Origin of the sequence: Geobacillus sp. BMUD (genome assembly GCF_013096845.1) — a bacterium.
GTDB lineage: Bacteria > Bacillota > Bacilli > Bacillales > Anoxybacillaceae > Geobacillus > Geobacillus vulcani.
The window spans coordinates 344,312-358,331 of the sequence record NZ_SDLA01000002.1; the positions used below are offsets into that span (position 1 = coordinate 344,312).

The 14,020-nt window shown below is 54.7% G+C and carries 10 protein-coding genes and 1 other annotated feature; of the genes, 7 read left to right on the forward strand and 3 right to left on the reverse strand.

Going from position 1 to position 14,020, the window contains the following annotated elements; genetic code table 11:
• Positions 1 to 43: 43 nt before the first annotated feature.
• The gene (hisJ, locus tag ETC05_RS05465) at positions 44 to 868 is read left to right on the forward strand and encodes a histidinol-phosphatase HisJ (protein WP_031407627.1); all 825 of its coding nucleotides are present in this window, start codon (positions 44 to 46) and stop codon (positions 866 to 868) included.
• 94 nt (positions 869 to 962) lie between these two features.
• Positions 963 to 1,439 carry a GAF domain-containing protein gene (locus ETC05_RS05470; RefSeq protein WP_031407626.1) on the forward strand — a complete coding sequence of 159 codons (477 nt, stop codon included), beginning with the start codon at positions 963 to 965 and terminating at the stop codon, positions 1,437 to 1,439.
• Between the two features lie 54 nt (positions 1,440 to 1,493).
• Here ETC05_RS05470 and ETC05_RS05475 read toward each other — a convergent pair whose 3' ends face one another.
• The gene (locus tag ETC05_RS05475) at positions 1,494 to 3,329 is read right to left on the reverse strand and encodes a sensor domain-containing diguanylate cyclase (RefSeq protein ID WP_031407625.1); all 1,836 of its coding nucleotides are present in this window, start codon (positions 3,327 to 3,329) and stop codon (positions 1,494 to 1,496) included.
• Positions 3,330 to 3,664: 335 nt separating this feature from the next.
• Here ETC05_RS05475 and rpsD point away from each other — a divergent pair, with 335 nt between their 5' ends.
• Positions 3,665 to 4,267 carry a 30S ribosomal protein S4 gene (rpsD, locus tag ETC05_RS05480; protein WP_031407624.1) on the forward strand — a complete coding sequence of 201 codons (603 nt, stop codon included), beginning with the start codon at positions 3,665 to 3,667 and terminating at the stop codon, positions 4,265 to 4,267.
• 46 nt (positions 4,268 to 4,313) lie between these two features.
• Here the strand turns inward: rpsD and tyrS are convergent, their stop codons facing one another.
• On the reverse strand, positions 4,314 to 5,573 hold the full coding sequence (gene tyrS, locus ETC05_RS05485; protein WP_171660536.1) for a tyrosine--tRNA ligase: 1,260 nt from the start codon (positions 5,571 to 5,573) through the stop codon (positions 4,314 to 4,316).
• A gap of 51 nt (positions 5,574 to 5,624) precedes the next feature.
• Positions 5,625 to 5,852 (reverse strand) — a binding site (T-box leader).
• A gap of 155 nt (positions 5,853 to 6,007) precedes the next feature.
• Between tyrS and ETC05_RS05490 the strand changes: the two genes are divergently transcribed.
• Positions 6,008 to 8,770: a transglycosylase domain-containing protein gene (locus tag ETC05_RS05490; RefSeq protein ID WP_171660537.1), complete on the forward strand. Its 2,763-nt coding sequence runs from the start codon at positions 6,008 to 6,010 to the stop codon at positions 8,768 to 8,770.
• 329 nt (positions 8,771 to 9,099) lie between these two features.
• On the opposite strand, the gene acsA is transcribed toward ETC05_RS05490, so the two are convergent.
• Positions 9,100 to 10,815: an acetate--CoA ligase gene (acsA, locus tag ETC05_RS05495; RefSeq protein WP_171660538.1), complete on the reverse strand. Its 1,716-nt coding sequence runs from the start codon at positions 10,813 to 10,815 to the stop codon at positions 9,100 to 9,102.
• Positions 10,816 to 10,989: 174 nt separating this feature from the next.
• Between acsA and ETC05_RS05500 the strand changes: the two genes are divergently transcribed.
• The 3 genes from ETC05_RS05500 to ETC05_RS05510 all read left to right on the forward strand — a co-directional run bounded on the left by ETC05_RS05500 (position 10,990) and on the right by ETC05_RS05510 (position 13,662).
• On the forward strand, positions 10,990 to 11,622 hold the full coding sequence (locus tag ETC05_RS05500) for a GNAT family N-acetyltransferase (protein ID WP_031407620.1): 633 nt from the start codon (positions 10,990 to 10,992) through the stop codon (positions 11,620 to 11,622).
• 229 nt (positions 11,623 to 11,851) lie between these two features.
• Entirely contained in the window at positions 11,852 to 12,496 is a 645-nt protein-coding gene (locus ETC05_RS05505) for an acetoin utilization AcuB family protein (RefSeq protein ID WP_031407619.1), read from the forward strand.
• Entirely contained in the window at positions 12,493 to 13,662 is a 1,170-nt protein-coding gene (locus ETC05_RS05510; RefSeq protein WP_031407618.1) for an acetoin utilization protein AcuC, read from the forward strand. The genes ETC05_RS05505 and ETC05_RS05510 overlap by 4 nt, the downstream gene beginning before the upstream one ends.
• Positions 13,663 to 14,020: the final 358 nt, after the last annotated feature.

Consider the following 14,020-nt stretch of genomic DNA (forward strand, 5'->3'; position numbering starts at 1 on the left):
GTTTTTGCTATGATACATTAGGGAGAAAGGGGGAAAATCCATCATGCGCGACGGCCATATTCATACGCCGTTTTGCCCGCACGGAAGCCGCGATCCGCTTGAAGCGTATGTAGAACGCGCCATCGCCCTCGGCTATACCGATATTTCATTCACGGAACACGCGCCGCTTCCAGAGCGGTTTGTCGATCCGACGCCAAACCAAGACTGCGCAATGAGCCCGAGCGATCTTGAACGCTATTTGCACGCGGTGGCTGAGGTGAAAGCCCGTTATCGAACCGACATCGCCATCCGCATCGGGCTCGAGGTCGATTTCATTCCTGGTTTTGAAGAGGAGACGTCCCGCCTGCTCGACGAGGTCGGCCCGCTGCTTGACGACAGCATTTTATCGGTTCACTTTTTGGCCCACGAAGGGCAATATGTATGCCTTGATTACAGCGAAGATATGTTTGCCGAGATCGTCCGCCTGTTCGGATCGGTCGAACGCGTCCACCGCGCCTACTACGAAACGGTGCGGCAATCGATCCGCGCGGATCTCGGCCGTTACAAACCGAAACGCATCGGCCATATGACCCTTGTGCGCAAGTTCCAACGCCGTTTCCCATGCTTGGAATCAATGGATGAGTGGATGGTTGCCATTCTCGATGACATCAAGCAGTTCGGCTATGAATTGGACTACAACGGCGCCGGCGCCGCCAAACCGCTCTGCTTGGAGCCGTATCCACCGAGCGGCGTGATCGCCGAGGCGCGACGGCGGGGCATCCCGATCGTCTACGGATCCGACGCCCACCGCGCCGCCGACTTGCACCAAGGACGGGAGAGGATGGACCGTGAGGCGCTTTCGATTGACAATCGCCCGCAGCCATCATAAAAAATAGGCGAATCAGCCTTATCCCCGCTTGCATCCGCTGGATGCTGAGGTGAGGGATCGTGCTTTCAATCATGATGAAAAGGAGGCCCGTTCTATGTTTCGTCCCATGGCTTACAATGGAACACGCGAAGAAAATTACGCGCTCGTCATCGAACAGCTGAAATCGCTCATTTCCGGGGAGCCCAACTTCATCGCCAACTTGGCGAACGCAGCTGCCTTGCTCAATCAATTTTTATCCGACATCAACTGGGTCGGTTTTTATCTCGCAGACGGCGATGAGCTTGTGCTTGGTCCGTTCCAAGGCTTGCCGGCATGCGTGCGCATCCCGTTCGGCAAGGGGGTGTGCGGCACGGCGGCCGCTGAACGGCGGACGTTGGTCGTTCCTGACGTTCACCAATTCCCAGGCCATATCGCCTGCGATGCGGCGTCTCAATCGGAAATCGTCGTGCCGCTCATCAAAGACGGCTGCATCATTGGCGTTCTTGACATCGACAGCCCGGTGAAAAACCGCTTCGATGACATCGATCGCCGCTACTTGGAACAATTTGCCAGCGTACTCATTTCCGCCTGACGAAAAATGCGCACCAAGTGCGAAGAAGGAATCCGCTTGTCCGGATTCCTCTTTTTACACCTTATACAAATGACAGTCATCGTGCACAAAAATGCAGTTTTTTCCCGTCTCTTTTGCCATATAAAGCGCGGCGTCGGCTCGTTTGAACAGCTGTTTGGCATCCTCGCAGCCATGGCGCTCCCACCATGACACGCCGCACGAAACGGTCACCGTTGGAACCGTTTGTTCCCTGACTTTTTCTGTGATGCGGCGGGCAATCGAAATGGCGTCAGACAGCAGCACTTTCGGCAAATACACCGCCAGCTCTTCCCCGCCCCAACGCGCCGCTACATCGCCATCGCGAATGTTGGCGCGCACCGTCTCAGCCACTTGGACAAGCACCCCATCGCCCGTTTGATGACCGTACACATCGTTGATTTGCTTAAAGTTGTCGATGTCAAACAAAATGAGCGCCCCGGATGCATCGGATCCCATGGATGTTTGGATCACCTCGTCCAAGTAGCGGCGCGTATGCAGCTTTGTCAAATAATCGGTGACCACCAGCTTCTCAAGCTCTTCGCGCAGCATCGCGTTCATAAACGCCAGCGTTGAATGTTGAACGAGCGATTCCAACAGCTTAAACATCTCAAACGTAAATTGATATGGCTCGCTGGCGAGCGCAATGCACAGCCCCTTCGTTTCCTTATTTTGTTGCATCGGCGCCGCCATAATGGAGCGAAACGGGCCGAATGCAGACATGCATACATCACCGGCAAATAAAATGTCATTGCCGCTTTGGCGCCGCTTTTCCACCCATTCGATATAGGGCCCGGACCGATGGTCGAAAAAAAACGGCGTGCTGCCTGGCAAAAGCTCCCGCTTGCCGTCGGCAAACAAGAAAAAACCGACTTCATCCGCACCAAACGATTGTTGGATTTGCGATACCATGTACTCAATGGCTTCATGAAGCCGCAGCCGGGCGTTCAATTGGCGCATCGTATCGTTGATCAGCTGCAAATCGGCGACAAGCCGGCGCGACTGTTCATACAACTTGGCGTTCTCAAGCGCGCTTCCAGCCGTGCTCGCCAGCAACGAAATAAAATGAATCTCCCGCTTCGGAAATGGTGCCGCGTATGGAGCGATAATTTCAATCACGCCATACACCGCCTGCACCCCTTTAATCGGGGCGTACAGCACTGAGCGCGGCGGCGCCTCCATCTCCTCGCATTGCACTTGCCCAGTCAAAAACGCCCGCAACGCCGCCGTCTGTCTTTCCCTTTCATCCAATACAAGCGTTTTAATCGGCAAATTTCCCCGCAGATGGTTGTCATGTGACAACAGAAGGTGGTAGGTGAACGATGGATAGACGTTTTGCAGCGTGCGGATAATTTCTTCAAGTACATCATCGATATGCATCGAGGAATGAATTTTTGCGGCGAAGCGATGCAGCTGTCCATACCGTTTCTCTTCGCCTGTTCCTTGCAGCACCGCGCTAAGTTTCCCAAACAATCGCGCCAAATCCGTCCGGATCTCCCTCAACAACCGCTCGTCAAAACCACTTTCTTTTCGATACATCAGCTCGACCATCGCCGGCGCTTCATCGGAAAGCAGGAAAAAGAGCCGGGCCGCCATATGCGGCCCACCGGCATCGACAACCACAACTTCACGCTCTCCTTCAGCCGCGATCAACCCAGCGTCCGGCGTTCCAACCGCGGCCGCTTCCGGATAAAAAGCGGCCCGCGTCGGGTCGTACGAATAAAAAACGGCTTGCTCGAGCGCCAGCTCTTCTTTTAGCAGCGCGAGCAACTCGCCCGCCGCCGCCGAAAACGGCCCGTCGTCCTGAAACGCCAAAAACCAGTGGAAAAATTTTTGTTTAAACGATTCATACCGCTTCATTTCATCCTTGTTCATCGCCTTTTCCACCCAAACCGGCATCATCATTCCATAACGAGAGAATGGGATGACAAATTTTTTCTAAAAATTGCATCTTTTATTATATCATAAGAATAGAGAAGAAGGGAAACAAAATGTTGACTTTATCCTTTAAAAATCATATAATAGCCCTTGTGTAAAATATAGCAGCCTTTGTGCCCACCTTTATGGTTCATTTTGTTCCTCGGCCCGCCGAGGTGCATCGTGTAACTCTTAGCTGCGAGAGCGAGGATGCATGAAAACAAAATGGCCATAATTGTTGGCGCACATCTGCTTTTATTTTACGGGAATAAAAGCGTAAGGAGGAGCAACGAATGGCTCGCTATACTGGACCCATGTGGAAAATTTCCCGCCGCCTCGGCATCTCGTTGAGCGGCACGGGCAAAGAATTGCAAAAACGTCCGTATCCGCCTGGCCAACACGGCCCAGGGCAACGGCGGAAATTGTCCGAATATGGCTTGCAGCTGCAAGAAAAACAAAAGCTGCGCCATATGTACGGCGTGAACGAGCGCCAATTCCGCAAAACATTTGAAGAAGCGGGCAAAATGCCGGGCAAACACGGCGAAAACTTCATGATTTTGTTGGAGTCGCGCTTGGACAACCTTGTCTACCGCTTAGGGTTGGCCCGCACGCGCCGCCAAGCCCGCCAGCTCGTGACGCACGGTCACATTTTGGTTGACGGCAACCGCGTCAACATCCCGTCGTACCGCGTCAAACCGGGGCAAACGATCGCCGTCCGCGAAAAATCGCGCAACTTGCAAGTGATTAAAGAAGCGCTCGAAGCGAACAATTACATTCCGGATTACTTGACGTTCAATCCAGAAAAAATGGAAGGAACGTACACCCGCTTGCCGGAGCGTTCCGAACTGCCGGCGGAAATCAACGAAGCGCTCATCGTCGAGTTCTACTCGCGTTAAGGCGCAAAAAAGATCCGAAATGCCCATGCATTTCGGATCTTTTTGTTTAGGCGTAGCGAATCAAATAATACTTTTTCTTTCCGCGGCGGATGACGGTAAACCGCCCTTCCAAGCGGTGCTCGGCGGTCAGGACGGCGCCCACGTCTTGGATGCGCTCTCCGTTCACATAAATGGCGCCGTTTTGGATATCTTCGCGCGCTTGCCGCTTCGATGGCGAAATGCCGGCGGAAACGAGCAGCTCGACAAGCGGAACGTCGCCTCCTTCATGAACAAATGACGGCACATCTTTGAAGCCTTGCTCAATTTCCGCCGCGGTCAACTTGGCGATGTCGCCGCTAAAGAGCGCTTCAGAAATGCGGACTGCTTGCCTGAGCGCCTCTTCGCCGTGCACGAGCTTTGTCACTTCCTCGGCAAGCGCCTTTTGCGCCGCCCGCTTCTCCGGCGCCTCACGCAGCTCTTGCTCAAGCGCCTCGATTTCCTCTTTTGACAGGAACGTAAAATATTTCAAGTAACGGATGACATCGCGGTCGTCAGTGTTGATCCAAAACTGGTAAAACTCGTACGGCGATGTTTTCTCGGGATCGAGCCAGATCGTGCCGCTTTCCGTTTTGCCGAATTTTGTGCCGTCCGCCTTCGTCACAAGCGGAATCGTCAAGCCGAACGCTTTCGCCTCGCTGTTTGTTTTGCGAATGAGTTCAAGCCCGGCCGTAATGTTGCCCCACTGGTCGCTCCCGCCGATTTGCAGACGGCAGCCTTCCATCTCGTACAACTTCAGGAAGTCATACGCCTGCAGCATCATGTAGCTGAACTCGGTAAAGGAAATGCCCGTCTCGATGCGCGACTGAACCGACTCTTTCGCCAGCATGTAGTTGACGCTGAAATGCTTGCCGACATCGCGCAAAAACGAGATCACATCCAGCGGCCCGATCCAGTCGTAATTGTTTTTGATTTTCGCCGGGTTGCCGTGCGCTTCAAAATCTAAAAAGCGGGCGAGCTGCTCTTGAATGCGTGCGCTCCATGCCTCGACGGTTTCTTTGGCATTGAGCGTACGCTCGCTTTTTTTCCCGCTCGGATCACCGATCAGCCCAGTGGCGCCGCCAACTAGCGCAATCGGTTGATGGCCCGCCTGTTGGAAACGGCGCAGCGTCAAAATGGCGGCCAAGTTGCCGATATGCAAACTGTCCGCCGTCGGGTCAAACCCGCAATAAAGCGTCACGCTCTCTTCCTTCAACAGCTCTCGGAGCCCGTCCTCATCTGTCGTTTGGTTGACGAGCCCGCGCCATTGCAATTCCGCAAGCAAATCCATGTCCTTCACCTCTCTATGAATGTCCTAAATAAAGAAAACACCCGCCCGTGATGAAGGGGCGAGTGTCAAACCGCGGTACCACCCTACTTGGAAAGCGTCCTGCTTTCCCGCTCATTTCGGTAACGGCGCATGCCGGCAAATGGCTACTAGGCAAAACAACGCTGTTCGCCATCGCTGCTCAGGGAGGTAATTCACGCCTGCCTGTGGACTGGCTCGCACCGTCCGCCAGCTCTCTGCACCAGGGAGACAGCCGCTACTTGTTCCCATCATCGCTTTCTCATATGAAATATATATAACTTATTACCATAGCGATGCACTCGCTGTCAACCCTAACCCTTTTCGCGCAAACGGCGAAAAATCGGCAAAATTCCACAATGTCTCCCCTTCCTATGGTATACTTAATATATAATGACGTGCCGCATAGGGGGGCTGGCATGAAGCGAAACCAACTTTCCGCTTCTCTTGAAAAAGCGTGGCATTATTTTTCACTTACATACGATGTCGTTTGGAACGTCATCTTGATTTTGCTCGTCGCCGCACTCTGCTTTGTCTGCTTTGCCATCGGCGCGGGCGCCGGCTATTTTGCCTTTTTGGTCAAGGATATGCCCATTCCCTCGCCCGACGAGATGAAAAAGGAGATTTACAGTTACGGCGAAACGAGCCATATGTACTTTGACGGCGGCGTGTATTTAGGGCGGTTCCGGTCCGACCTTGACCGCGAGGCAGTGCGCCTGTCCGACGTGTCTCCGTACGTCGTGCAAGCCATCATCGCGACAGAAGACGAACATTTTTATGAACATCACGGCGTCGTTCCGAAGGCCGTCATCCGCGCTGTGTTTCAAGAGCTGACCAACTCACCGGTCAAAAGCGGCGGGAGCACGCTCACGCAGCAGCTCGTCAAAAACCAGATGCTGACGAACGAGGTGTCGTTTGAACGGAAGGCGAAAGAAATGCTGCTTTCGCTTCGTCTGGAAAAATTTTTTTCCAAAACAGACATTTTACAGGCCTATTTAAACGTCGTTCCGTTCGGCCGCAGCTCGTCCGGGCGCAACGTCGCCGGCATCCAAGCCGCGGCCCAGGGCGTCTTTGGCGTCAACGCCAAACAGTTGAACCTCCCTCAGGCAGCGTTTTTGGCCGGCCTGCCGCAAAATCCGTTCGTCTACACCCCGTTTGCCGCTGACGGCAGCGTCAAGCCGGACATTTCCGCGGGCTTGAAACGGATGAAAACGGTGCTGTACCGGATGAAGCGGGCCGGCTATATTTCCGAAAAGCAGTATAAGGAAGCGCTTGCCTATGATGTGGCGAAGCATTTCGCCGCCCCGAAGCCGTCGCCGTTTGAACGGTATCCATTTTTGACGATGGAAATCGAGAAACGGGCAAAAGACGTGTTGGCGGAAACATTCGCCAAGCGCGACGGCTATAAGCCGGAAGAATGGAAGCGCGATCCCGCTCGTTCCCGCCGCTACCTCGGCGAGGCAGAAAAAGCGTTGCGCCAAGGTGGATATCGGATTTATACGACGATCAATAAAAAGATTTATGAACAAATGCAACGCATCGCCACCCGCTACCCGTATTACGGAAGCGACAATGTGTATTACAGCAAAGACAAGAAAACAGGAAAAATGATCTCCCATCGCCAACCAGTCGAAGTCGGGGCGATGCTGATCGAAAACAAAACAGGAAAAATCATCAGCTTCGTCGGCGGCCGCGACTACAAGCGCGAACAGCTGAACCACGCCACCCAGGCGCACCGATCCAACGGGTCAACGATGAAGCCGCTCTTGGTGTACGCACCGGCGATGGAGATGGGCGTTGTCCAGCCGGCGACGATCATTCCCGATCTCCCGTTGTCGATCGGTTCGTATACGCCGAAAAACGCGGACGGAAAAACGCACGGGCTCGTCACGGCGCGCTATGCCTTGCAGCAATCGTTCAACATTCCGGCCGTCCGGACGTATCGAAAAATCCAATCCCGGCATCCGATCCACTATTTGCATAAAATGGGGATCACGAGCGTTTCGAATCAAGAAGAAGCCAATCCGGCTTTGGCGATCGGCGGGACGCACATTGGCGTCACGGTCGAGGAAAACGTCAACGCCTATGCGACGTTCGCCAATTATGGATCGTTCGTTGACGCCTACATGATTGAGAAGATTGTCGACAGGAATGGAAAGGTCGTTTACAAACATCAAAGCAAACCCGTTCCGGTGTTTTCACCGCAAACGTCGTACTTGATGATCGATATGATGCGCGACGTGCTTCACGGCGGAACGGCCTCGTCAGTGCCGCGCTACTTGACCTTTTCCGCTGATTGGGCGGGAAAAACCGGAACATCGCAAGACAAGCGCGATTCGTGGTTTATCGCCGTCAATCCGAACGTCACGTTCGGCGTTTGGATCGGCTATGACCGGCCGGCGCCGCTTGAGTCCCGCTACAAAGGGCTTTCCTACAGCCAGCGCACCCAGCTGTTATGGGCGCGGCTGATCAATGCTGCCTATCAAGAAAACCCGAAGCTCATCGCGCCGTCCGACCGGTTTCTCATGCCGGGCGGCATCGTCCGCCGCGCTTACTGCGCCGCGAGCGGCTTCAGCCCGTCGGCCGCGTGTGAAAAAGCCGGGCTTGTCCGCTACGATCTATACAATGCGAAATTTGCGCCGCGGGAAGGAAGCGGCGAGGAAGTGATGGAAAGCCGGGTCGTCGTCATCGGCGGACGCCGCTATGCCGCGCTCGAGACGACGCCGGAAGAGTTTGTCGCTCGTGAAATGATCGTGAATCCGAAGCTTCTCGCCGATTGGGGGATCAACGGCGAGGGGCAGGCGGGCGATGCACTGCTCGTCTCCACATTAAAGGAAAACGGCCGTCCTCCGACTCGACCCGCCGCTCGGCTGGCAGGCGGCAAGCTCGTCTGGAATCGCCATAACGAGCCGGATGTCATCGGCTACCGCGTCTATCAAGTGAACGAAACGGGGGCGCGGCGCATCGTTGCCGTTGTTAAAGTGGACGAGGCAGCCTCGTTTTCGCCGTTGTGGCCGGGCGTTTCATACTGCGTCACCGCTGTGGACATCGCCGGACAGGAATCGGCGCCGTCGAACCCCGTTTCGCTGCCGTCCGCCTCATCGCCGGATTCCGGTCATCAAAAGAGCGGGAAGCCGTCTTCTCCTTCGCCGTCGGGCGATGGCGAAGCAACAAGGGGCTGACCGAAACGATGGTCTTTCTTCAGAAGATGCCGTTCGCTTTGCACAAGGCGTTGGCGCGTGCATATGGGGATGGGAAAGGGTGTCGCGATTCTTGTTGGGACACCCTTTCTTGTTTGGTGAAAATGGGGAAAGCATAACGATTTTCGGCAAATGGATGGTTCTTAAGCGAAGGAGAAACAAGCATTTATGAGGTTTTTCAAATGGAGAAATCAGGCTGTTGGCCGCGTTTTCCGTTCCATCACCGTCTTTGCAGCCGCCCCAGCTTCGGCTTTCGCCGGAAAAGAACAATAGCGTCTGGAACAGCGGGTGTTCCAGACGCTTTTCGCTCATCAGTCTTCCATCGTTGACAAATCGCCGGTCGGCAAGTTGAGCTCCCACGCTTTTAAGACGCGGCGCATGATTTTCCCGCTCCGCGTTTTCGGCAGTTTGTCGCGGAACTCGATCTCGCGCGGCGCCGCATGGGCAGCGAGCCCTTTTTTGACGAACTGGCGGATGTCTTCTTTCAGTTCCTCAGACGGCTCGTACCCTTCGCGGAGCGCGATGAACGCTTTGATGATTTCCCCGCGCACCGGATCCGGCTTGCCGATGACGCCAGCTTCCGCAACGGCCGGATGCTCGACGAGCTTGCTTTCGACTTCAAACGGCCCAACGCGCTCGCCGGATGTGTTGATGACATCGTCCACGCGCCCTTGGAACCAGAAGTAGCCGTCTTCGTCCATGTAGGCCGAGTCGCCCGAGACGTACCAGTCGCCGATAAAGTACGATTCATATTTTTGCGGGTTGTTCCAAATCGTTTTCATCATCGACGGCCAGCCTTTTTTGATGGCCAAGTTGCCCATCCGGTACGGCGGCAGGACGTTTCCTTGGTCGTCGATGATCGCCGCCTCGACGCCCGGAATCGGTTTCCCCATCGATCCCGGCTTGATTTCCATGCATGGGTAGTTGCAGATGAGATGACCGCCCGTTTCCGTCATCCACCACGTATCATGGATGCGGCGGCCGAACACTTTCATTCCCCAGCGGATGACTTCTGGGTTGAGCGGCTCGCCGACGCTCAAAATGTGGCGGAGCGAGCTTAAATCGTATTTTTTCACGATCTCATCGCCGGCGCCCATCAGCATGCGAAACGCCGTCGGCGCGCTGTACCAGACGGTGACGCCGAAATCTTGAATCGTTTGATACCAAGCGTCCGGGCTGAAGCGGCCGCCGACGATGACGCTTGACGCCCCGCACAGCCATGGGCCGAAAATGCCGTACGACGTCCCGGTCACCCACCCTGGGTCAGCCGTGCACCAGTAAATGTCGTCTTCTTTTAAGTCGAGCACCCATTTCGCGGTTTGATAGTGCTGAATCATCGCGTTATGGACGTGCAGGACGCCTTTCGGCTTGCCGGTTGAACCGGAGGTGTAATGCAAAATCAAGCCGTCTTGGCGGTCAACCCATTCGATGTCGAAGTGCTTGCTTGCCTCATTCATCCGCTTTTTCAAATCGATGTACGGCCCTTCCTCGACAATGCCGTCGCCAACCAAAAAGACGTATTTCAACTCCGGCAAATCGCCGACCGGCACGCGCGGCAGAAGCTCCGGCGTCGTCACGATCGCTTTCGCCCCGCTGTCTTCGAGACGGTCGCGCACCGCGCCTTCCATGAACGCCTCAAACAACGGTCCGACGATGGCGCCGGTTTTGATGATGCCCAAAACCGCAAAGTACAGTTCCGGAGAGCGCGGCATAAACACAAACACGCGGTCGCCTTTCTGAATGTCCGCCGCCTGTTTTAAGACGTTCGCCACCTTATTGGACATCTCTTTCATTTCTTTGAACGTATATTTTTCATTCCGCACCGCGTCGCGGTAGTAGAGCGCCACTTTATTTTTACGGAACGACTCAGCATGGCGGTCGATCGCCTCATACGCCATGTTGACTCGTCCCGTTTCGTGCCAAGAAAACTCTTTTTCCACTTCCGACCATTGAAACCGTTTGTATGTTTCCTCGTAGTCTTTCAAGTTGTAGTCCCCTTGTATGACGGGCAGCCGTTCTGTTTTCATTCTCCGATCCCCCTTATGTAAGTGATTACATTTCTATTATAGTCTATCAAAACCCATTTCTCAATTTTTAAAATATTTCTTGTCCCCCGCTTTTGGAAATTTTTTTGAACCGCGCCAGCCGACGATGGTTTCATGTATAATGATAAAAGAACGACCAATTCAGGTGGTGGCCGAATGGAACATAAAAAAACGTATAACGCCAAAGAGCTGAAAACCCCGAAAGGAACGCTGCTCATCGAAGGGCCGGTGACGCCGGAAGCATTGGCCAGCTATGAATTCCACCATGACCTCACTTCCTTCCGACCGCCTGCCAAACAGCACAAAGCGTTGATCGAAATCGCCAAGCTGCCGGAAGGGCGGATCATCATCGCCCGCCGCGGCGAGACGATCGTCGGTTATGTGACGTTTTTGTATCCCGACCCGCTCGAGCGCTGGTCAGAAGGGAACATGGAAAATTTGCTCGAGCTTGGCGCCATTGAAGTCATCCCCGAGTTTCGCGGGTTTGGCGTCGGAAAAAATTTGTTGATCGTCTCGATGATGGACGATGCCATGGAAGACTACATCATCATTACAACGGAGTATTATTGGCATTGGGATCTAAAAGGCACTGGGCTGAACGTATGGGAGTACCGAAAAGTGATGGAGAAAATGATGAACGCCGGTGGACTCGTCTGGTATGCGACCGATGACCCAGAAATTTGTTCGCATCCGGCGAACTGCTTGATGGTCCGCATCGGCAAACGGGTCGACGCCGAATCGATCCAACGATTCGACCGGCTTCGGTTTATGAACCGCTATATGTACTAGCTATTGAAGGCCGGTCAGGAAAGGGAAAATCGGCTGACCCAACTGTTTCTCTATAGGGGAAATCTTGCCATGCCGGTATCCTTGCCCACCCAATGTCGCTGAGGTGGGTGCAAAACTTGTTTTTCACCCACCTTATAGGGATGAAATTCTTGGCTGTCCGAATGTTTGCGCCTGCCGTCCGCTTCGAGGGCGCGCATAAAATGCCACGCACAAAGGGGAGAGGAGAACGATGCTTGTCGAACAAGTGATGAAAGCGCCGGTCGTGACGGTCCGCGCGGCGAATACGATCGCTGAAGCGCTGCAGTTGCTTCGCCATCACCGCATCCGCCATCTGCCGGTCGTCGATGAGGAAGGACGTCTAGTAGGGCTTGTGACAAGCCAAGATTTGCGCGAAGCGAGCCCATCCATTTTTCACCTTTCCGAACAGTGGGAAGAATTGAAAAAACCGGTCGGGGACGTGATGAAAACCGACGTTATCGTCGGCCATCCGCTCGATTTTGTCGAGGAGGTGGCGGCGCTCTTTTACGAACACCGGATCGGCTGCCTGCCGATCGTCAACCATGGGAAGCTCGTCGGCATCATCACGCAAACGGATTTGCTCCGCACCTTCATTGAGCTGACCGGCGTTCACCAGCCAGGGTCGCAAATCGAGATCAAAGTGCCGAACGAGGCCGGCATGCTCAGCAAAGCGGCGGCCATCATCAGCGAGCGCCATGTGAACATCGCCAGCGTCCTGTTGTATCCGGACCCAGACCCGAACTACAAAATTTTAGTCTTCCGCGTGCAGACGATGAACCCGCTTCCCTTGATCCGCGATTTGCAAAACGCCGGCTATCACGTGCTATGGCCGAACTTGCCGGGGGTTACGTCATGAGCCGAAACTGTGCATTCGTTTACAGCGAGCAATTTCTTCAATACAAATTTCATGACGACCATCCGTTCAACCAGCTGCGGGTCAAACTGACGTACGACTTGTTGCGCACGCTCGGCGCGCTGGAAGACCGCCATATCGTCGCCCCACGCATGGCGACGGATGACGAGCTGGCGCTCATTCACGACCGCTCGTACATCGAGGCGGTGAAAGCAGCCGGGCGCGGCGAACTGTCTGAAGCGGCGGCGCTGAACTACGGCCTCGGCACGGAAGACACGCCGGTGTTTCCGAATATGCATGAAGCGAGCGCCCTGCTTGTCGGCAGCACCCTCACCGCCGTCGACGCTGTTCTTTCCGGGGCGGCTGAGCATGCGCTCAACTTGGGCGGCGGTCTGCATCACGGCTTCCGCGGCAAAGCGTCCGGCTTTTGCGTCTACAACGACAGCGCCGTCGCCATCCAATATATCCGGGAAAAATACGGGCTGCGCGTGTTGTACGTCGACACGGACGCCCACCACGGCGACGGGGTGCAATGGGCGTTTTACGACGACCCGAACGTCTGCACGTTTTCGATTCATGAAACGGGGCGCTATTTGTTTCCCGGGACGGGAAATGTCAACGAGCGCGGCCTCGGGGCAGGCTACGGCTATTCGTTCAACATTCCGCTTGATGCATTCACGGAAGACGAATCATGGATTGCTGCCTATACGACCGCGCTTCGGGAGATCGCCGACTTTTTCCGCCCGGACGTCATCGTGACGCAAAACGGCGTCGACGCCCACTATTACGACCCGCTCACCCATTTGTCGGTGACGATGAAAACGTATCGGGTGATTCCAAGACTTGCGCATCAAATCGCTCATGAATATTGCGGCGGACGCTGGATCGCCGTCGGAGGCGGCGGATATGACATTTGGCGCGTCGTGCCGCGGGCGTGGGCGCTCCTTTGGCTGGAGATGACCGACCGAGCCGATGTGTCCGGTCCGCTGCCGGATGAGTGGCGCGAACGATGGCAACCGCTTTCATCCGTCACGCTCCCGCTTGAGTGGGACGATCCGGACGACTTGTATCCCCCGATTCCACGCAAGGCGGAGATCAGCGAAAAAAACGCCCAGACGGTGGAAAAGGCGCTGTATTTCATCCGCAGCCAGCGGTCGACACGATCATAACGATGTCGTTCCGAATTATTTTGAATGAAGAGATTCGTTTGCTGTCGTTGTAAGGCAGCTGAACCGTGGGATGCACGGGGATGGCTTGGTTCATTACCTGCCATGGAGCGGGGGGTCCCAAGCACTCCCACCTCGAAAAGGCTGGTGAAAAACAACGGATTCGCTCGATTGGTGAGAAATCAAAAGGAATCAAATGATGACGTTGCAAGGTTTTTCAGTTTGAGAAACACTGTTGGAGAGCAGTATTTCCCCTTAAATCCCCGGCCTCCTAAGCATTTTCGTAGGTGGCAGAGCGTTCAACCGTTTTTTGCCTGCATAAAGCAGCAGACAAAAAAAGAGGGTGTTCCAAAAAGGATCG

Bases quoted from the DNA above. Each gene is read 5' to 3' on its own strand.
- ETC05_RS05470 (WP_031407626.1), top strand. From the start codon at position 963: ATGTTTCGTCCCATGGCTTACAATGGAACACGCGAAGAAAATTACGCG.
- ETC05_RS05475 (WP_031407625.1), bottom strand. From the start codon at position 3,329: ATGAACAAGGATGAAATGAAGCGGTATGAATCGTTTAAACAAAAATTT.
- rpsD (WP_031407624.1), top strand. From the start codon at position 3,665: ATGGCTCGCTATACTGGACCCATGTGGAAAATTTCCCGCCGCCTCGGC.
- ETC05_RS05500 (WP_031407620.1), top strand. From the start codon at position 10,990: ATGGAACATAAAAAAACGTATAACGCCAAAGAGCTGAAAACCCCGAAA.
- ETC05_RS05490 (WP_171660537.1), top strand. From the start codon at position 6,008: ATGAAGCGAAACCAACTTTCCGCTTCTCTTGAAAAAGCGTGGCATTAT.
- ETC05_RS05505 (WP_031407619.1), top strand. From the start codon at position 11,852: ATGCTTGTCGAACAAGTGATGAAAGCGCCGGTCGTGACGGTCCGCGCG.
- hisJ (WP_031407627.1), top strand. From the start codon at position 44: ATGCGCGACGGCCATATTCATACGCCGTTTTGCCCGCACGGAAGCCGC.
- acsA (WP_171660538.1), bottom strand. From the start codon at position 10,815: ATGAAAACAGAACGGCTGCCCGTCATACAAGGGGACTACAACTTGAAA.
- tyrS (WP_171660536.1), bottom strand. From the start codon at position 5,573: ATGGATTTGCTTGCGGAATTGCAATGGCGCGGGCTCGTCAACCAAACG.
- ETC05_RS05510 (WP_031407618.1), top strand. From the start codon at position 12,493: ATGAGCCGAAACTGTGCATTCGTTTACAGCGAGCAATTTCTTCAATAC.